A 20,047-nucleotide genomic window follows, 5' to 3' on the forward strand; every position below is an offset into this window, starting at 1 on the left:
TTGCATTTATGAGAGACCGCCGTGGAAATGGCTCAAAAACTCTCGGGTTGCGGCTTCATGCGGCTCATTGATCACCTGACGCGCATCGCCGGTTTCAACGACGTAACCGTCCTGCATGAAGATGACCTTATCAGCGACATCACGAGCAAAAGCCATTTCATGGGTCACCAGGATCATCGTCATGCCCTGCTCGGCCAGTTGTCGGATGACCGCGAGAACTTCACCGACCAGCGCCGGATCGAGAGCCGATGTTGCCTCATCAAACAGCATCACATCGGGGCGCATGGCGAGCGCCCTTGCAATCGCCACACGCTGTTTCTGACCGCCTGAGAGCTGTTCTGGTCTGGCGTCCGCACGGGCGGCAAGGCCGACCTTTTCCAAGAGTTCCATGGCCAGTTCGCGAGCAGCCTTTTTGTCTTGTTTGAGAACAGTGACTGGCCCGATCATGACGTTATCGAGAACGCTCATATGCGGAAACAGATTGAAGTTCTGGAACACCATCCCGGTATTGGCACGGAATGCCGCGAGGTATTTGTCTTTGAGTGACACGTTCCCAGATGAGAAATCAATCTTCTGCTCACCAATTGCGATGTAACCCGCATCTGGCAGCGAAAGCAGATTGAGACTGCGCAGCAATGTCGATTTGCCGGACCCGCTCGGTCCGATGAGCGCAACCACCTGCCCGCGTTTGACCGTGAGGCTGATATTGCGCAGCACCTCGATGTCGCCGAAAGACTTTTTCAGCCCACGCACTTCGATCATCGGTTCAGCATTCATGGCTTATCTCCACAAGGCTTGCTTGCTTCACTCGGCTCATCATTTCAGCCTGCCTTCCAGCCCATGGGCGAGCCGTGTCAGAGGGAAGAGAACTGCGAGATAAAGCACTGCAATCAGGGTGTAGGTTTCAAGCGGCCGATAGGTAGCCGAAGTAACAAGCTGGCCCTGATAAAGAAGATCAGGCACAGCAAGCACCGACAAAAGCGATGTGTTCTTCAGCTGAAGCACGGACTGGTTGACCAGCGGCGGTACCATGCGGCGAAGTGCTTGCGGCAAGATGATCTTGCCCATGAGCTGGCCGCGGCGCATACCGATTGCACGCCCTGCATCCCATTGGCCCGCATCAATGGAAACAATGCCACCACGAATAATTTCCGCATAAAATGCAGCACCATAAAAGGTAAGCGTGATGAAAGCCGCCATGGCAGGCGAAATTTCAAAACCAATCAACATTGGAAGGGCGTAGTAGCACCAGACCAACTGCACAAGCACCGGCGTACAGCGAAATACCTCAACAACCGTCATAATGGGTACAGTGATGATTTTGTTGCCGGAAAGCCTGCCAAGAGCAAAGACTGTTCCAACGAATATGCCCGAGAGGACGGTTATAATTGTAAAGCCGACTGTATAGGTCAGGCCCTGGAGGAATAATCCCCGATACTGCCAAAGCCCGGAAAAGTCCCATTGATAGTCCATTAATTCACTCTTTCTGACATCCCAGCGAACGCACGGGAAGACGTTGAGCTGAACAGCCAATGCCCCAGCGACAGGACATCGAACACCGGTAAGCCACATGCTTTTGCGACTGATTGTGCAAATGGCGGCATGTTTGTGCACTCGAGAACAACGGCACCAAGATCAGGTTCGCGCAACTTCAGCTCTTGTGCGGCCTTTGTGATTTCAGTTTCGAGAGCCGAGCGATCATAAGTTCCGCTACCTTCAATCAACTCGCGAAAAGCACCACCGCCTGGCATGCCAATTCTTGGCGTGCCGATGCTGGCACCACAAGCGGCGAAGATTGCATCGTCAAGGCTCGCTTCATCATAGGTGATTACTCCCACCGTGCGCCGCGGGCCAACCAATGTGCTGACCATCGGCAACTGAAGCAGGCTGGAGGTCGCAATTGGCACCGACAGTTTTTCGCTTAAAGTGCTCTGGTGACGTGCCATGAAGCCGCAAGAGGTAACGAGCGCCTTGCATCCTTCAGCAACCAGAGCCTCTCCAGCAATGACAAAATCTTCGATCAACCCCGCACCACCCTGACGAATGATCTTGTCGGGCGATGCTCCGCTTACCTTCTTGTACCTTACCGGCATCTCCCATGAAGCCGGGTTGCCGACATCTCCGGGCGGACGCGGAAAGCCGGTGTCAAGCATGATGACACCGAGTGATCCTTGCTGATGCTGCATGATGGTTGGCGCGTCAGAACTTCAAAGTAGGCGGCAAGTCTGATGGCTGCACGCCGACTAGCGAAAGGCTGCTGACGATCCATTCATTGACCTTGCCGTCTTCACGACGCTTTTTAAGCCAGACATCGACGTAGTCGCGGAATTCGCCATTTGCATCCTTGCGCACGCCGATTGTGGTGGGCTGGCTATCTTGCGGCTCAGGAACGAAGACCTTGTATTTGCTGCCAAGCTTGTGCGTGGTAACAACCGACATAAGCGCAACCTGCACGATTGCGTCAGCTCGGCCCGACTGCAGCGCTATGATCGTTTCATCTGCACCTTTGAGCGCAACGAGTGTGCAATTCGGTAATGTCTTGCGCGCGAAGAGATCCTGTGTTGATCCAAGATCAACCGTTACACGGATTTCCGGTTTGTTCAGCTCTTCCCAGTTCTTGATCTCACGATCCTTGCTCGTGATGATGGTGAAGACGTTATCCATCATCGCTTCGGTGAAATCGACAGCCTTGGCACGCTCAGGATTGTTGCTCAATGCGAACATGATGTCGATCTTGCCGCCCTGAAGGTCCATGACGGAATTACCCCAGGTGGTTTCGACCATTTCCAGCGGCACGCCGATATATTCCGCAAGGTCTTTACCCATGGAAACGCAAAAGCCTGCCCATTCTCCCGTCGCAAGGTCCTTTTGATAATATGGAGCGGTGCCATTAAACACGCCGATGCGCAACGCACCACGATCCTTGATGGCTTTCAGCGTAGCACCGCCGTCAACAGCCCAGGAAAGTCCAGGCGCAAGCATGACCGCTGTGCCACCCAAAAGCGTTGTCTGGATAAACTCGCTCTTTTTGAACCGAGCATTACTGCGCGCTGGAATGCGCCAGGCTGCTTTCTCTATTGAATTTATTGGAAAGTACCACCGAGTAGCTGACGTTTTCGATCCCTTCGATCTGCGCCAGCTCTTCAATCAAAGCCTCCAGATCCTCAAGAAAACCGACATGAACCCGGCATAATATGTTCGCGGGTCCGCTGATGGCATCAGCAGTCAAGATTTCCGGATAAGCGCGCAATGTTGCAAACAGACGCTGAACAATGCGCTGCGAGGCGGTGATGAACAGATAGGCGGAAATGCTGTTGTCGTTCTTTGTACGACGGACGATGGCGCGATAGCCCAATATAACGCCGCGTCGCTCAAGGCGACCGATGCGTTCCTGAACGCTCGACCGGGCAAGGCCTACCCGCCGTGCCAGCTCGCTTGCTGGCAGGCGCGCGTTTTCTTCCAGGATACTGACCAGATTTCGGTCGATACTATCACCGTAGTCCATCGTGTTCCCTTATGTTTATTTTTCAATGAGAATGCGGCGCTTTCTCATCAAATAAAAGCATTGAAAATTGGATTATGCATGACTTAAAATCATGATTAAATCTGAAGGAAACCCGATGCGCCGCTTTCTTCCCTCGCTTTCAGCACTCCATGCGTTTGATGCTTCCGTGCGTTATCTGAGCTTCACACGTGCATCCGAAAATCTCGGCATGACGCAAAGCGGTGTTAGCCGCCAGATTCAGAATCTTGAATCTTTTCTTGGGCTTAAACTGTTTGAGCGTGCGGGTCCGCGTCTGGTTCTGACAGAAGAAGGGCAGAGCTATTACGATGAAGTCTCGCGCATTCTTGCAAAGCTCGAAGAAGTGTCGATGGATGCGGTACGCGGCTATAAAACGCAAAGCCTGCTCAAGATCGGGCTGCCGCCAACACTGATGCGGAAATGGGCGCCGGGCATAATCAGCACCGTCGCCAGAACACATCCGCAAATATGGTTTGAAGTGTTTCCCTGCTCCCATGATCTTGACTGGAGCAAGTCTGATCTCGATCTGGCAGTACTGCGTGGCATCGGCAATTGGGCCAATGTCCGAAGCCATCTGCTTTTCCCGGAAGAACTTGTGGTGATAGGTTCACCGGATGTTGTACCCGAAAAAGGCCTGGCCGGAGATGTCGAGTTGCTCGATTTTCCGCTGATTCAGAATTCGAACAGGCCAAGCCTTTGGCTGCACTGGCTGCGCGGTGCGGGTATCCATTACAACAAGCGTATTTTTGGTCCGCGTCTACCGACGCATGACGTTATTATCGAGTGTGCCGTGGCAGGTATGGGGCTCGCCATCGCGCCCAGAATTTTCGTACTGGAGGAGTTGCGCTCCGGAAAACTCAAGCTTGCACTTGATCGCGTGCAAACATCGGGAGAAAGCTATTTTCTCTGTGCAGCGCAGGCGCGTCAGGGATCGAAAAATGTGCGCCTGTTCCGCGATGGGTTTATTGCAGAAGCAAAACGCCACAGACATTCTCTGTCTGCGGCGTCGCAGGTTCAGGCGTAAGAACGCTCAACAGGCTTGAGATTGAGCGGGTCTTCGCCGCGTTTTAAAAGCCACGAATAGACCGGCGGCACACGGTCGGCAATCGATTCAACATGGACATCGATAAAGCAGGGCCCGTCTTTCCAAGCAAACGCTTCCGCCATCGCAGCGTCGAGCTGATGAGCCGTCTTGGCAGTCCAGGCTTTCAGTCCATAAGCTTCAGCAATTGCCTGTCCTTTTGGCGCAAGAAAATCCACGCCGAAACATTGATTGTGCCCTTTGAGACGGTGCAGACCTTTGATCCAGCCGAAAGTCCCATTGTTGAAAAGAACAAGAATTGCAGGAACTTGCAGTCGGACCAATGTTTCAAGCTCTCCAACTGTCATGCCGAATGAACCATCTCCGAACAATCCAATCGGTCGCTTGTTGGGGTCGGCGCGCCACGCACCGACGGTCGCAGGTAGAGCTGAACCCAAGCCCCCGAAAGCGCGGGGAATGGCGAAGCGGGTTTCGCTATCGTTGATCTTGAGAAAACGGGTCATATAGGGTGTCGGCGTACCAGCATCTGAATAAATCAGTGCCGGTTTTCCCGACTGACGCAGTGCTTCGTTAAACGAACGCACGGCACGTTCCGGGCGCAAGGGAACACGCTCATCGCTGAGAGCTTCTTCGGCATGTTCCCAGAATTCGCGGCGATGCGCATTCAACTCCTCAATCCAGCCTTCACGTTTCTCAGGCTCAATTGCCAGCTCGATCTGCAACAATTCATCCAGAACCAGCAACGCATCGCCTTGAATGGAGAGCAGGTTTTCATAGTTATTGGCCATGATTTCGGGCGAGATATCAATCTGCGCGAGGCGTCTGTTGAGTGTGATCTTCGGGAAGGTCCAGCCGATTGTAACCACAGAACCGATGCGGGAGCCGACAAACAATGTGAAATCAGAATGTTCCAGCGCCCAATTTGCATGAGGATGATAACCGTTGTCCCCGATCACACCAATGGCCAGACGATGATCGTCATCTATCGCGCCCTGCCCTGTCATCGTCGTGCACATGGGAATGCCGTAACGTTCGGCAAGCTGGGTGATGAGTCCACCGGCATGGGCGCGGTTGACGCCACCGCCTGCTACAATCAATGGACGCTCGGCCTTGGCAATCAGCTCCAGCAACTCATGAAGTTTTTGCCTGGGCGGAAGCGTTGGGAAAGCCGGGAAGGTTTTGCACTCTTCTTCGACATGCAGCGATGTCCGTGACGGATCGACTTCGGCAAGCAACATATCCTCGGGTATCTGGAGATGCACCGCACCCGGTTTGCCAGAGCAGGCAACGCGAAACGCGCGACGAATGATTTCGGGCAGCTTGTCGGCTGATTTTACCTGTACGGAAAGTTTCGTCACTGGCTCAAAGAGTTTGGCACAATCAAGCTCGGTCAAAACACCTCGCCCTTCGCCCGGCAGCGGAATGTCGATAGTCAGCAGGATGACAGGGATGGACGAGCCGTTTGATTCAGCAACGGGTGGCAGCGAATACATGGCGCCTGCGCCCGACGGACATTCAAAAATCCCCGGCTTATTGGAAAAGCGACCATAAGCATCGGCCATATACCCAGCCGAGCGTTCGTCTCGGGCCATGACATGGCGGATTTCACCTTCTCGCTGCTGCAGTGCTTCATAGAGTGGCACATTGGTATCGCCCGGCACCCCGAAAATCGTCTCAACGCCGTAGCCAATCAGCATTTGTACCAAAATATCCGCGCCGCGCATTCTCTACTCCTTCAGAATCTGATGCGAGCAGAATAGGGGTGATCTGTTTCGGTCTGGACCGGCGGATCGGCGGGCAGACTGTATCAACACCGACGAAATGCAGGTGTAAAGCGGCGTAGTCACATTAAAAAAACCAGCTCCAATGGGAGCTGGCTAAGCTTGTAGGTTAAATTCCAGCACCGCGTAAAAGATGTAGACGCGACTTACGCTTCTTCGGCTGCTCCGGCTCCTGGAACCGCAACGAACGGGCCAATGCGCTCAGCAAATCCGTCTGTGAAATAAGTCCCTGGACAACATTATCCTGATCGGTGACGATGACAGCATGGGAACGGCCATCTGTCAGCAACGGCACCAGCTTTACGACCGGCTCGTCCTTTTGTGCCGTTATCGCTTCAATCATCAGCTCGCCGACCTCGGCAGCCAAGTTGTTCAGCTCCCGAAGCCCGACAGTGCCGAGCAGCGTTCCTTGTTCACCAATGACGGGCAGAGTGCGGATATTGTGCTCCAGCAGCAAGTGCCGTGCCTCATCCGGGCTATCATGTTCTTTAATGCTGATAACATCGCGCGACATGATATCTTTCGCAACCACTATCCCGTGCGTGCGAATGAGTGCCTGTAGCTCCACCTGCCTAAGCAATCGATCAAGATCCCCCGGATCGATATCAAAAGTCTCATCCACTTCTTTCAACGCCGTGGCGATGTCGTCAGACGTAAAGCCGACCCGCAACGGAGCAGGAAGGTCACTGGTCTTATGTATATTGGCAGGCGCTGCCGCTGGCACATGCGGGTATTTTCGCCCAGCCAATTTATGGAAAGCAATGCCAAGAGCAACCAGCAATACGGAATTCAAACCGACCGGTATAAAAGCAAAGTGATAACCGATATCGGTAACGCTTGATCCGCCAATAATAGCTGTCAGGGCTGCCGCACCGCCGGGCGGGTGCAGGCAACGCGAAACCGACATGGCTGCAATAGCAAGAGCAACGCCGAGACCAATGGCAATCAACGGATTGCCGACGAAGCGCGCGACCGTTATCCCAACAAGAGCAGAGATCACGTTGCCACCGATGATCGACCATGGTTGCGCCAAGGGGCTTGCAGGGACAGCAAATATCAGCACGGCCGACGCGCCAATCGGTGCAACGATCAGCGGAAGCTCGATGCTCCTGCCCATTACGAGTCCGGTTATCAGCCCTGTCAGGCATATACCGATTAATGCGCCCAGACTGCCGATAAGGCGATCTCGAAGATTGGCACCCGCCAATATGGGCACAAAAAGCCGAAAACCGTTGAACATCATCGGTTCCTGTTTCTAACTGCAAGCTGTAGGATCAGTTTCACCAATATCACCAAAAAGGCTCTGGCAAAGATTGAGTTGTCTTAATCGCTCTGACTTTGGTTGTTTCGCATTCCGGGACGTAAACGGCAGTTCACGCTTTCGCTCGAAATGCTTAGCTGAAGTTGGGTGTGGTGTCGCGTAGGCTTATATCAACTTGTCTTTGATTACGAGGACGCATTTTCGTGATCAGCACAAACCTTGGGTCAATCATCCTGAGTAACAGGAGAACGGCATATCCTGCTCCGTGGTTTGTCTATGACTCCAGGCGTTAAATTGCAGGAAAACAAAGAGATAGCTTCAGTTCCTCCTCTTCGCTAAAAGCAGGCTTGCTCACTTGTAAGTATCAAGGACGACTCGCATGAAATCCAGCATCATCACCTCTCAAGGCCGAGTAGCAGATCGCACATCCGGCGCCATTCCCGGCGCTTTAGCGGTCGCGAATGCTTTGGCAGCGCGCTACCACCTTTCCGTCAAAACCGTGGGCACGCCTGAAGCTGCTGTTTCTGATGACTGGAGTGAAGCATTGCCGCAGGCTCATGACACACTCAAAGGCCTTGCTGCTGCGGTTGCTGATGAACTGAAGGCGGGTCGGCGACCGCTTTTGGCTACTAATACCTGCTCGGCAAGCCTTGCAACCATTCCGCAAGCAGCCAGCCTGATTGATGGACTGACCGTTCTTTGGGTCGATGCCCATGGCGATTTCAACACGCCCGACACAACAGGCTCAGGTTATATGGGCGGCATGGCGCTAGCTGGTATCTGCGGCCTTTGGGATAGCGGACATGGCGGCAATGTCGCCCCTGAAAATGTCGTCATTTTCGGCGCCCGCGACATTGACCCAGAAGAAATGGAAACGCTCGAACGCCAGGGCGTTACGATTATCAAGCCAGAAGCTGCCAATGCAAAAACGCTGCTGGCAGCCATCGGCACCGGCCCTGTCTGGGTGCATATCGATTGGGACGTGATGGAACCGGGCTTAATTCCAGCCGCCTATGCAATCGAATCCGGATTGCTTGCGCCACAATTGCGCGATGCACTGGCCGCAATTCCTGGGTCGCAAATCGCCGCTATCGAGCTTGCAGAATTTGAGCTGCCTGAAGACAAGCAGGCTAGGGAGCGTGCTCTTGAATTGATCCTCGACATCACTACACCGCTTTATAAAAGTATTGGCGCTTGATGTAGATATCTAGTGGATTTTTCGAATTTGACGTTTGAAACAGCATAAGTGTCAGCCGGGGTTCAAACGTCAAATTCAATCCACTAGAGCGTGTCGCACATTTTTACGCTTGTCGTTATCGGAAAACCGACATCCACTTTTCCGCGACGTGCTTTAAGCCAGAGCTGATCTCAAAGCGGCTCCGGTTAAAAATGAATCGTTGGAACCACTATAACTGTTTGCTTTTACGCACTATCCGACGCATCACATCAGAAGAAGAAATCACTCCAGCGAGCTGATTTCCCTGCGGGGGCGCTTCGCACTTTTGCTGGGAATGCTATAATTCAGCTTTGGTCTCTCTAGGCGAGATCAAAAAATCGATGCAACACGTGCCGGCTTTGATGATGACGACATGCTCGTCACGACGATCATCCTGTTTACTTCACCGCGTTTGAATGCACGCAGGAAGCGGGCATAATCCTTAAACACCACACAACCGTTTGAATCCCCTGCCCGGCGCAGCATGTATGTGTGCGCCAACAGCCCGTCGCGGTTGTACGGATTGCGACCATCGGCTGGGAGCAGACGCACTGCTTCGACCCCGTGGAATAAGCTTTCACGCATCTGAAGCTTATAAGTGCTCGGTGGTGTAGCGCCGCGCATCTTCTGGTCAACATAACGCGGATTGTCGCGCATGTGGCCCATGCCCGAATGCGCTTCCAGTTTTTCGCCACTTGGCAGATAAACCGTAGCAGCAGAGATATCATAGATTGCTGTCTTGTTGTGTGCGGCCTGACCAAACAGTCGCCCAAAAAGGCCTCGCTGAATGTTCTCTGTTTGCCCATTTGGAGGCGCATAAGCGAGTTGCGTCTTTTCCTGCTTTTGTGGCTTCGTAACAGTTGGCCTGTCGATTACAGGCTTCTGGCCGGGAAACGGCACATCATCAGGCAGAAAGCTATCTGTATCATCTTCAATGGGCGCATGCGCGATCTGAGCATCGGGTGCCACCATCGGAACAGGGATAGTGTCACCGGATGGCAAAGCTGCTATTGCGCTCGTGCTAAAGTCTTGAGCTGCAGTTTGCGCAGCACTTGTCGCTGAGGCGACAACTGCTGACGACACCACATCCTGAGCGGGCGCAGGGGGTGCAACGCGCTCCGCACGCGGCTCAATTACGGCAGCCATTGCCACAGGCTCATCTTCAATAACGGCTTCCGGGCCCACATCGGCAATGATGGGAGCATCTTCAGCAACCTTGTTGCGCCGCCAATCAAGATTGGAATATGGCGCATCAGCGGTATAGGCTTGAATAAACCGTTGGCGGATGACATGCCCCATGCCGATTTTTTGATCGACAACAGCCAATTGATGTGGGGTTGCGGCGGGAAGACGTCGCATTGCGGGTGCCAAAGGCACAAAAGCAGGCAGAACAGCTTCCACAGTGCTCAGGGTCGTCAACAGGCAACTTCCGGCCAGAAGACCTGCGCCCAGCAGAGCTGCGACACGTAAAATTCCTTTAAAGACAAAAGGGTTGGGAATATTAATTCCGCGTGGCAATGCAAAATCATACGTGTCTGTGACGAACGCCATACTACTCGTCCTGAATAATAACTGGTTTTCTCGCTGTCGCTTTGCATGAAAGTTCGGCAGAAAAGCGAAGCAAACATGGCGAAAGTGCTAACTTGAAAGTCGCACTAAGCATGAAGAATTATGGTAACTAAATTCTTTACGATCACCCGTCTTCAGAAAAGAAAGTATGGCTGTGGCAGCTGAAAGGCTCACTATGCCGTGAGCAGATAGTCGAAATCGCCTGCAGATTTGAACTCGACACCTTCCGCCGCAACACGATTACGACCGCGCCGTTTTACCCTTAGAAGAGCAAGATCTGCGCGCGCTGCGGCATCCCAGACCGTTTCGTGATCCCTTATGATCGCAAGACCAAAACTGCTGGTTACGCTTCGTCCGTTCGGCAGCATCGAAAAACCATAACGAGCGACGTGGCTGCACAGGCGATTGGCGAATATCACGCATTGCTCGGCACCACCCTTCACAATCAAAACAAATTCCTCACCTCCAACACGACCGACAATGGCTCCTTTTTCCGATGCCGAACGCAGGAGCGATGAAAATTCAACAAGCACTTGGTCACCGATGGAATGACCAAATTCATCATTGATCGCTTTGAAATGATCAATATCAGCAATGATAACGGCAAGCCTGTGCTTCTCAGCGGCCATAAGGCTTCGCTTCGCAGCTCGCTCCAGACCTCGACGATTAAGAGCCCCGGTGAGAGGGTCTGAATCCCGCTCGGCTTGCAGTTCGTTAATCACATCCGCAGTTGCAACTACCAAAATAGCCAGACCCAGCAACACGCCTATGAAAGAGACCGAGATTGTAACCAGTGTCCAATATTGGGAACTTATCAGCTGTTCTGTCGTGCTAATTCCACTAAGCATTCTGACGGTAAGAATGCTTCTAAGGAAGAAATGCGCGGCAAGGATCGTGACAAAACCATGCAATGTGCGCTCGATCCATTTGCCTTGCATTAGCCCCCGCGACTGAAGACAAAGCGTGGCAATCATTGCGCCAAGCCCCAAATTGGATGCAACGGCCATATATTTATAATCCGCCCCCAATTGAGCCAGATAACCTATTACCGCCAGTGTTAGCACGCTAATCGATGCGCCCGCAAAAGGTGAAAACTGCTTGTCCAGCCGAAGCATGACGGCTTCACAGAAGAAAAGACCAGCCAAGAGATAAAGCGCTGTTGCTGTAAATACTGCCGCATTCAAACTCGGTAAGAGCTGTAAGACCTGCAGCAACAAACCAGCAGCAAAGGTTGCGAAACCAAGCCCGAAGAACAATATATGCCTGCGTCTGGTGTCTAGCATCCAAACACCAGACATTGTCGTCGCAAACAATATAATCAGGAGTGGCGGTAAAAATTTCACGAGCTATGATACCGTTTAATTAAAAATTTTATGGAACATCAAATTGCTTTTCTTTCAAACGACAATAAAGGATTCAAATCAAGAATAAATTCGATATAGAAATTTAAATATTATTTTCATTTACTACGTTATAATATAATTATTTTCTGATAAATAAATACAATCAATGCATTCCCAGCAAATGTTACCGTGTAAAGAATTTCGAAGGAACAACTTATCCCCAAATATCGATTTCAAAAAATTACTTAAATACGAGAGCAGCAAGCTGAAACACCAACATTACCTGTTACTAAATTTATTGAGGGCTTGGTCAGCAAGCTGCGAAATGCCATTTTATCGCTAGGCACAGCCCCAATGCGGAGAAAACATATGCGCCACCAGTTCGACCTCTTTGTCCCTTCTGCCGAAGGCGACTTTAAGCAGGCAGAACTGCGCCCTGCCCGCACCAAACTCGCAAAGGCGACCGGCCCTGACGAAGCGGAAATGGTTCAACGCCTGAAAGACAGCGGGCGCTATCGTATCTTGCAGCGGCTTGACCCATCGCCGACAGTACCCGATGCGGACACGGTTGCGTTTCCTCGGCTCGGGGTTGTGGTTGACACCGAAACGACGGGATTGAGTGCTGCGCAGGAAGAAATCATCGAGATTGGTGCTGTGGCTTTCCGCTATGCGGATGATGGCTCAATCGGTGATGTTTGTGCAACTTTTGGCGCTTTGCAAGAACCTTCAAAGCCAATTCCAGCCGATATTACGCGTATCACCGGCATTACCGATGAGATGGTCGCCGGGCAGATCATTCCGCGTGCGAAGCTTGAAGCGCTGATAGGTAATGCGGATCTCATCATTGCGCATAATGCAGGTTTTGATCGACCCTTTCTGGAACGTTTTTCACCAGTCTTTGGAAACAAGCCCTGGGCTTGTTCGGTCAAGGAGATTGACTGGACGGCACGCGGCTTTGAAGGCACCAAGCTTGGTTATCTGATCGGCCAGAGCGGCTATTTCCATAATGGCCATCGTGCAGAAGACGACTGTCAGGCGTTGCTCGCCGTGCTGAAGGAACAATCCGGCAAGACGACACCATTTGCAGAATTGCTGAAGGCCAGCCAGAAATCGCGCCTGCGCATTTATGCAGAAAACAGCCCTTTTGAAATGAAGGACAAGCTGAAAGAACGCCGCTACCGCTGGTCTGATGGCAGCGAAGGGCGCCCGAAATCCTGGTGGACGGAAATCGACGAAGATGAACTTGAAGCCGAACTCGAATATCTGCGCACAGAGATTTATCCTTGGCGTGATGCGGAGCCGCTGATTCAGAAACTCACTGCCGTCGATCGCTATAAAGAGCGAGCGCCATTCAGATCAAAATAAAGAAAAGGCCGCATTAAGCGGCCTTTCATTTGAGACGCGTGTGATTTTGTCTATCGGTAGCCGAAAATGGTAGCGTTCGAGAACCGGAGCGGAATGTACTTAAGGTTCGTGAGCACCGAAAGCGCAGAACGACGCCATTTTCAGTCAGCCAGAGGCGAAATCTAGAGAACTGGCCAAGGGCGCTGCGTTGGTCGCATATCTTCATATGCTTGGGCGAGACGCAGCACGCCCAGATCATCAAAGCGTTGGCCAAAAATCTGCAAGCCAATAGGCAGCCCGTTGAACGTATAGCCACAATTGAGCGAGATTGCAGGCTGTTCCGACATATTCATCGCAACGGTAAACGCGATGTGCTCGAATGGACGCTGCGGATCATTGACCGGAGAAGCCCATTCCGCCGGATAGGTCGGCATTGGAGCAGTCGGGGAAATGATGAAATCGAAATCCTTCGACGCCGCAAGGGCTGCATGGCGCATCGCATCTATTTGGGAAAAGCCGGAATAGACTTCCTCGCCAGTCAAACCTTCAGCGGTTTCAGTCCATTGATAGATATAAGGCAAGATTTTCGCACGGTTTTCCGGCGTCATCTTAGAGACGTCGGCCCAGGAGCGTGCGCGCCAAAAGCGATCAAGCCCATCGATCATGGCGCGATTGAGGAATGGAGCAACCGGCTCAATAATTGCGCCCGCTTCCGCGAACAGCTTCGCTGCCGCTTCCACAGCCGCGCGTGTTTCATCGCCCGTCGGCTCGCCAAAACCCGCATCGAGCCAAAGGCCGATTTTGAGACCTCTTACATTGATATCGAGGCTCATCCAGTCGATATCCTGATATGGCAGGCTCATTGCGTCACGGCGATCAGGACGCGAAAGCACCGACATATAAAGCGCGCTGTCTGCAACCGTACGCGTCATCGGACCGGCAACGCGACCAAGAAACGCCGGATCGATTGGAATACGCCCGAAAGAGGGCTTCAGACCAACCAGACCGCACCAGCCAGCAGGCAGGCGGATGGAGCCACCAATATCGGTACCGATATGCAGTGGCCCGTAACCAGCAGCACCAGCGCTGCCTGCACCAGCACTTGAACCGCCCGGATTGTTGTCCAAGTCCCACGGGTTGCGTGCCAGCATATGGAAGCTCGAAAGCCCGGAGGACAACATACCGAGATCAGGCATGGTTGTTTTAGCCAAAAGCACGCCACCAGCCTCGCGGGTGCGGGCTGCGGGCGGCGCATCGACGGCTGCAGGATTGAGAGGCAGTGCTGCACAGCCGAGCGGAACAGCAGTACCTTGCGTGGCAATATTTTCCTTGATCGTCAGCGGCACACCGTCAATGGGGCCAGCAGGCTCACCCTTTGCCCAACGTTCTTCCGATGCCTTCGCAGATGCTCTCGCGTTTTCCGGATCATAAGCCCAAAGCGCATTGAGTTTCGGCTCATAGGCCTCGATGCGCTCAATTACAGCTTCCGTAACTTCGACCGGCGAAAGCGATTTCGCCTTATAGGCAGAAACAAGATCGACAGCTGACAAATCGGCAAGTGAAGACATGGCGTTCCCTTATTTCATTCTCGTAATTTGATTGTAGAATTGAGCTTGCGGGCACGTTTGCGCCGTCCCGAAAATGGCTTCGGCACAGCATCAACCAATGCGAGCGTATATTCATGTTGCGGATTATCGAAGACCGCGTTGGTTTCTCCCTGTTCGACGATATTGCCGTGATAAATCACCGCTACACGATCGGTAATTGAGCGCACGACACCGAGATCATGACTAATGAAAAGATAGGAAAGGCCGAACTTTTCCTGCAGATCCATCATCAGATTGAGAACTTGCGCCTGAATTGAGACATCAAGAGCTGAAACGGGTTCGTCAGCAACGATGAGCGCTGGTTTGGTAATCAGGGCGCGAGCTATAGCGATACGCTGGCGTTGCCCCCCGGAAAACTCATGCGGATATTTTTCTGCAGACGCTTTTGGGAGACCGACAGCTTCCAGGACTTCTGTCACGCGCTCATCCCGTTCTTTGCTGTTTGTTCCGCGCTCCAGAGAAACAATCGGCTCCGAAATGATCCGCTTGACCGTGTGGCGCGGATCGAGCGAACCATAAGGATCCTGAAAGATCGCCTGAAAACCTTTACGCGCTTCACGCAGGCCTGAACGGCTAAGCGCGTAGATATCCTGGCCATTGACAAGGATTTGGCCAGATTGTGGCCGTTCCAGCCCCATCACAGCACGCGCAAGTGTTGATTTGCCCGAACCGCTTTCGCCCACGATACCAAGGCTTTGCCCTGCTTCGATCTCGACATTGACACCGTGGAGAACGCGCAATGATCCCGGCTTTGAAAGGAATGATGGACGCGGTAGCTGATATTCGCGGACGACATCACGAACCTGCAAAATCATCTTGCTCATGCCAGCACCTCGCCATCGCGCGGATGCAGACAGGCAGCGCGATGGGCGATGCCTTCGCTTTCACCGATTAGATCGAGCGGCGGAATGAGTTTTCGACAATCGCCTTCAACGAATGCGCAACGCTCAGCAAAGCTGCAATATGACGGGCGCGCGAGCGGATCCGGCACAACACCGGGAATAGCAGCGAGGCGCTGACGCGGCTTCGTATGATCGCGAACAAGATTAGCGCCATGTGGAGAAGCCTGAAACAGTCCCCGCGCATAAGGATGCGCCATACGATTGAACACGGCTTCGGTTCGCCCCGTTTCCACGATCCGCCCGGCATACATCACTGCGATACGATCGGTCATTTCCGAAACAACGCCGAGATCATGGGTAATTAGCATCAACGCTGTTGCTGTTTCGTCGATCAGCTCATCCATGAGGTCAAGAATCTGTGCCTGAACAGTGACATCAAGCGCCGTGGTAGGTTCATCTGCAATCAGCAGATCAGGCTCGCAGGCAATCGCCATGGCGATCATCACGCGCTGGCGTTGCCCGCCGGAAAGCTGGTGAGGATACAGATCGAGATTAAAGCGCGGTGCAGGCAGTCCCACGCGATCCAGCAACTCACGCGCTTTGCGTTCGGCATCAGCGCGGCTTTCGCCAAGATGCAGACGACGGCCTTCGGCAATTTGGGCACCAATGTTTTTAACCGGATTGAGCGCCGTCATTGGCTCCTGAAAGATCATAGCCATGCGACGACCGCGCATTTTGCAAAGTTCGGCTTCTGGCCTGTTTGCCAGATCCTGCCCATCAAAACGCAAGGTTCCGCGCACGCGCATCCGGTCAGGCAGCAAGCCCATGGCAGCAAGTGCTGTAATCGACTTGCCACTGCCAGATTCACCCACAACGCCCAGACGTTCACCACGGTTGAGGGTTAACTTAATGCCAGACACGATATCTGCAGTGCACGTGCCAAATGGCAGCTCGACAGACATATTGTCCATTTCAAGAAGAGGTGTTTTTGGCAAAGCTTTCATCATCTCTGCCTCCTTACGCGCGGATCAAGTATGTCGCGCAGACCGTCACCCAGCATGTTGAGGCCAAGGACTGCGAGTGTAATGGCAAGACCGGGGAAGATCGCCAGCCATGGTGCATCATAGATAAAGGTCTGTGCATCGTTGAGCATCTTGCCCCAGCTCGGCATTGGCGGCTGTGTGCCCAGCCCCACATAGGAAAGGCCTGCTTCCGCCACGATGGCGAGTGCAAACTGGATCGTCGCCTGAACGATCAAAACATGATTGATGTTGGGCAGAACATGCAGCAGCGTGATCGAGATATCCCCACGCCCTGCGCAACGCGCTGCCTGCACATATTCGCGCTTCCAAAGCCCAAGCGACGCACCGCGTGTGACACGGGCGAAGACCGGAATATTGAAAATACCGATTGCAATCATGGCATTGACCGCACCAGGGCCAAAAATAGCGGTGATAATGACTGCGGTCAGCAGCGCCGGAAATGCAAAGGCCAGATCAGTCATACGCATGACAAAGCCATCGACCAATCCACCGCGCGCTGCAGCAAAGGCACCGAGAGGGATACCTATACCCGCGCCAACAAGCACTGCAATAATCGACACGGCAATGGAATTGCGCGCACCGACCATAATCATGGAAAACACATCACGACCGAAATTATCCGTTCCGAACAAATGACTGAAGCTCGGCCCCTGCAGTTTGTCGCGGAAGTTCATGGCGGTCGGTGAATAAGGCGTCCAGAAATAGGAGACGAGAGCCATAGCCACCAGGATAGCGGTAATTAGCGAGCCGATCACAAGGCTGCGGCTTAAAAACAGCGTCCGAAAGCGGCTTGGCTTTGCAATTGTCGGAACCTCACTCATCGGCTGCCTCCTGTCGAAAGGCGCGGATCAATGAAACCATAGACAAGATCGACAATGAAATTGACCGTAATCACGGAAGCCGCAAGCAGCGTCACCAGCGACTGCACCGTTATCAGATCGCGCTGAGCGATTGCCTGAAATACTAGCCTTCCCAGGCCGGGAAGATTGAAGACATTTTCGATGATGATGGTTCCAGCCAACAAAAATGAGAATTGCAGGCCAATAATAGTGACAACCGGGATCAGCGCATTTGGCACCGCATGGCGCCAAAGTGCAGCGTTGCGGGTAAGACCTTTTGCGCGCGCGGTCCGTACGAAATCCTCACCCAGCGTTTCGATGACGGCGGAACGCGTCACTCGAGCGAGAATAGCAGCAAGCGGCAGGGCAAGAGCCAGCGCGGGCAGAAACAGCGAGCGGATACCATTCCAGAATCCACCTTCCCAGCCAGCAAAGCCAGAAGCTGGAAACCAGCCTAGCTGCAAAGCGAACAACAGGATCAAGAGCAGGCCGAGCCAGAAATTTGGGATAGCAACACCCACCTGCGCCACCCCCATGGAAAGTACGTCACCAGTTTTGCCGCGTTTGGAGGCCGCATAAACGCCCACGGGAATAGCGATCGCGACCGATAGAACCATCGATAGCAGCGCCAGCGGCAGCGTGACCATAATGCGTGGTCCGATCAATTCACTGATCGGAACGGAATAGGTGTAACTGGTGCCGAAGTCCCCCTTCAGAAAGCCGCCAATCCACGAAAGATACCGCCACCAAAGCGGCTGATCGAGGCCGAGCTGTTTGTGAAGCGCTGCCAGCGTTTCAGGCTGAGCATTGATGCCTAGGATAACTGCGGCAGGGTCACCCGGCAGCACTTGCATCAAAAGGAAGACGATGACGGAGGCCGCAAGCGTCGTAAGCAAGAGCGAAACTATTCGCCCGGAAATATAAGCCAGCAAAGCGACCTCCTAAGCACAATCTCGAGAAGTTGCCCGAGACTTTCCGGACAAGACTGTGCGTCATAAAAATGCAGGAATGAGCGCTTCGCGCCATTCACTCCACATTCTATTTCTTGCCGTGCCGCAGCCCCTTGGTTGTTATCACTGCACGACTTTTCGCGTAAAACCGCCCCGCCGAAAAACGCCGGGGCGCTGATGGTATTATTCGGCCCAGTAAGCCTGTGTCAGATCATCAGCCGGGATCGGCATGTTCTTCCACAAACCTTTGACGTTCTTATTCCAGACACCGATTTTTGGCAGCGCATAGAGGAAAATATTCGGCTCGTCTGCAGCAAGCTTTTCCTGAAGCTTCTTCACCAGTTCGAGCTGTTCCTCGTCACTGCCAGCCTCGGCATAGGCTTTGTAAAGCGCTTTATATTCCGGGTTGTTGTAATTGAAGTAATATTTGTCGCGGGCATAAATATCGAGATCACGCGCTTCGGTATGTGCAATGATTGTGGCATCAAAATCGGAGCGCTTGAATACCTGATCGAGCCACTGTGCGAACTCGATTGGAACGAGATTGGCCTGAATGCCAACTTCCGCCAGCATCGCTGCAATGATTTCACCACCGCGACGCGCATAGGCCGGGGGTGGAAGCGTGATGGTGATCGACGTGCCAGCCGGAACGCCCGCCTCTTCCAGCAGTTGCTTCGCCTTTGCCGGGTCATACGGATAGGTTTCCGAAAGATCGACATAACCCGGATCGACCGGTGCATAATGCGAGCCGATTGGCGTACCAAAACCGGAATAAACACCTTCGATCAGCGCCTTGCTGTCGATGGCATGGGCCAGTGCCTGACGCACCTTCACATTGTCGAATGGAGCCTTGGCATTGTTAAGCGAAAGCAGAACTTTGCCTGCAGTATCACCGACTTCGACCTGCAACTTATCATCGCTCTTGAAGCGACTGATTAATTCCGGCGCCTGGAACATCGGGAAGACATCAATGTCACCGGCTAGGATTGCAGCCGCCGCTGCCGAAGGATCGCTCACAAAGCGGAAAGTAACCGCCGAAAGCTTTGCGGGCTCATCCCAATAGTCCGGATTGCGGTCGAGTTCTACACGATCGCCTTGCACCCAGCGCTTGAACTTGAACGGACCCGTACCGACAGGCTTGGTCTTGTTATCAGCTGCCGAATTCGGAGCGATCATAACCGCGTCGCCCCACCCCATATTGAACAGGAAGTTCGAGGAAGGCCGCTTCAGCGTGACAACGGCAGTCGCTGGATCTGGACATTCGGTGCTGGCGATGGGTTCAAACAGACCCTTTTGCGCATTGGTGGAATCTGGAGCCACCGCACGCTCATAGGAGAATTTTACAACGGAACAATCGAATGGCGTCCCATCGTGGAACTTCACGCCCTGACGCAGCTTGAAGGTGTAAGTTTTCTTGTCGTCAGAAATAGTCCAACTCTCGGCCAGCTGTGGCTTCACTGTACCGTCTTCGACAATACGAACAAGACCTTCATAGAGATTAGCATAAGTAACTTGCCGGATACCGGCAGCAGCATTTGCCGTCGGGTCAAGGCCCGGCGGTTCCAGCACTTCGCCGACCACCAGCGTATCCTTTGCGAAGGCACCGTTGATCGATGCAAGCATCGTGGCTGTAATCAGCCCGGCTTTTAGCAGTTTACTCATCGTTTCTCTTTGGCTCCCCTTATCA

General features: G+C 53.1%; 18 protein-coding genes. 3 read left to right on the forward strand and 15 right to left on the reverse strand.

What is annotated here, in order from left to right:
* Positions 1 to 6 precede the first annotated feature (6 nt).
* The 5 genes from QSJ70_RS11490 to QSJ70_RS11510 are packed head-to-tail and all read right to left on the reverse strand — an operon-like array spanning position 7 to position 3,505.
* Positions 7 to 777 (reverse strand): amino acid ABC transporter ATP-binding protein, encoded by a 771-nt coding sequence (locus QSJ70_RS11490; RefSeq protein WP_285536518.1) that lies wholly within the window; start codon positions 775 to 777, stop codon positions 7 to 9.
* A gap of 39 nt (positions 778 to 816) precedes the next feature.
* A complete protein-coding gene (locus tag QSJ70_RS11495) occupies positions 817 to 1,473 on the reverse strand; it encodes an amino acid ABC transporter permease (RefSeq protein WP_285536520.1) in 657 nt (218 codons plus the stop codon).
* Positions 1,473 to 2,186, reverse strand: a complete 714-nt coding sequence (locus QSJ70_RS11500; protein ID WP_285536522.1) for an aspartate/glutamate racemase family protein — start codon at positions 2,184 to 2,186, stop codon at positions 1,473 to 1,475. The genes QSJ70_RS11495 and QSJ70_RS11500 overlap by 1 nt, the downstream gene beginning before the upstream one ends.
* A 13-nt stretch (positions 2,187 to 2,199) precedes the next feature.
* Positions 2,200 to 2,982, reverse strand: coding sequence for a transporter substrate-binding domain-containing protein (locus tag QSJ70_RS11505; protein ID WP_285536524.1), 783 nt, complete (start codon positions 2,980 to 2,982; stop codon positions 2,200 to 2,202).
* Positions 2,983 to 3,040: 58 nt separating this feature from the next.
* Entirely contained in the window at positions 3,041 to 3,505 is a 465-nt protein-coding gene (locus QSJ70_RS11510) for an Lrp/AsnC family transcriptional regulator (RefSeq protein ID WP_215778735.1), read from the reverse strand.
* Between the two features lie 115 nt (positions 3,506 to 3,620).
* Here QSJ70_RS11510 and QSJ70_RS11515 point away from each other — a divergent pair, with 115 nt between their 5' ends.
* Positions 3,621 to 4,547 carry a LysR substrate-binding domain-containing protein gene (locus QSJ70_RS11515; RefSeq protein WP_215778733.1) on the forward strand — a complete coding sequence of 309 codons (927 nt, stop codon included), beginning with the start codon at positions 3,621 to 3,623 and terminating at the stop codon, positions 4,545 to 4,547.
* Here QSJ70_RS11515 and QSJ70_RS11520 read toward each other — a convergent pair.
* Positions 4,538 to 6,289 carry a thiamine pyrophosphate-binding protein gene (locus tag QSJ70_RS11520; RefSeq protein WP_285536527.1) on the reverse strand — a complete coding sequence of 584 codons (1,752 nt, stop codon included), beginning with the start codon at positions 6,287 to 6,289 and terminating at the stop codon, positions 4,538 to 4,540. The genes QSJ70_RS11515 and QSJ70_RS11520 overlap by 10 nt on opposite strands.
* A 166-nt stretch (positions 6,290 to 6,455) precedes the next feature.
* A complete protein-coding gene (locus QSJ70_RS11525) occupies positions 6,456 to 7,589 on the reverse strand; it encodes an HPP family protein (RefSeq protein WP_215778729.1) in 1,134 nt (377 codons plus the stop codon).
* Between the two features lie 397 nt (positions 7,590 to 7,986).
* Here QSJ70_RS11525 and QSJ70_RS11530 point away from each other — a divergent pair, with 397 nt between their 5' ends.
* Entirely contained in the window at positions 7,987 to 8,805 is an 819-nt protein-coding gene (locus QSJ70_RS11530) for an arginase family protein (protein WP_285536531.1), read from the forward strand.
* Positions 8,806 to 9,153: 348 nt separating this feature from the next.
* On the opposite strand, the gene QSJ70_RS11535 is transcribed toward QSJ70_RS11530, so the two are convergent.
* Together QSJ70_RS11535 and QSJ70_RS11540 are read right to left on the reverse strand one after the other, a co-directional pair.
* On the reverse strand, positions 9,154 to 10,374 hold the full coding sequence (locus QSJ70_RS11535) for a DUF2778 domain-containing protein (protein WP_285536533.1): 1,221 nt from the start codon (positions 10,372 to 10,374) through the stop codon (positions 9,154 to 9,156).
* A gap of 191 nt (positions 10,375 to 10,565) precedes the next feature.
* On the reverse strand, positions 10,566 to 11,735 hold the full coding sequence (locus QSJ70_RS11540) for a GGDEF domain-containing protein (RefSeq protein WP_285536535.1): 1,170 nt from the start codon (positions 11,733 to 11,735) through the stop codon (positions 10,566 to 10,568).
* Positions 11,736 to 12,104: 369 nt separating this feature from the next.
* On the opposite strand from QSJ70_RS11540, the gene QSJ70_RS11545 reads away from it, so the two are divergent.
* On the forward strand, positions 12,105 to 13,100 hold the full coding sequence (locus QSJ70_RS11545) for a 3'-5' exonuclease (protein WP_285536537.1): 996 nt from the start codon (positions 12,105 to 12,107) through the stop codon (positions 13,098 to 13,100).
* A 161-nt stretch (positions 13,101 to 13,261) separates the two neighbouring features.
* Here the strand turns inward: QSJ70_RS11545 and QSJ70_RS11550 are convergent, their stop codons facing one another.
* From QSJ70_RS11550 to QSJ70_RS11575, 6 genes are all read right to left on the reverse strand, one after another.
* Entirely contained in the window at positions 13,262 to 14,647 is a 1,386-nt protein-coding gene (locus QSJ70_RS11550; RefSeq protein ID WP_285536538.1) for an amidase, read from the reverse strand.
* A gap of 14 nt (positions 14,648 to 14,661) precedes the next feature.
* On the reverse strand, positions 14,662 to 15,510 hold the full coding sequence (locus QSJ70_RS11555; RefSeq protein WP_285536540.1) for an ATP-binding cassette domain-containing protein: 849 nt from the start codon (positions 15,508 to 15,510) through the stop codon (positions 14,662 to 14,664).
* Positions 15,507 to 16,535, reverse strand: coding sequence for an ABC transporter ATP-binding protein (locus tag QSJ70_RS11560; RefSeq protein ID WP_285536542.1), 1,029 nt, complete (start codon positions 16,533 to 16,535; stop codon positions 15,507 to 15,509). Before QSJ70_RS11560 ends, QSJ70_RS11555 begins: the two co-directional genes overlap by 4 nt.
* Positions 16,532 to 17,392, reverse strand: coding sequence for an ABC transporter permease (locus QSJ70_RS11565; protein WP_285536544.1), 861 nt, complete (start codon positions 17,390 to 17,392; stop codon positions 16,532 to 16,534). Before QSJ70_RS11565 ends, QSJ70_RS11560 begins: the two co-directional genes overlap by 4 nt.
* Entirely contained in the window at positions 17,389 to 18,342 is a 954-nt protein-coding gene (locus QSJ70_RS11570) for an ABC transporter permease (RefSeq protein ID WP_285536546.1), read from the reverse strand. Before QSJ70_RS11570 ends, QSJ70_RS11565 begins: the two co-directional genes overlap by 4 nt.
* A gap of 201 nt (positions 18,343 to 18,543) precedes the next feature.
* Complete coding sequence (locus QSJ70_RS11575) at positions 18,544 to 20,022, reverse strand: ABC transporter substrate-binding protein (RefSeq protein ID WP_285536547.1); 1,479 nt, start codon at positions 20,020 to 20,022, stop codon at positions 18,544 to 18,546.
* Positions 20,023 to 20,047 lie beyond the last annotated feature (25 nt).

The sequence above is a fragment of the Brucella sp. NBRC 12950 genome (genome assembly GCF_030268145.1).
GTDB lineage: Bacteria > Pseudomonadota > Alphaproteobacteria > Rhizobiales > Rhizobiaceae > Brucella.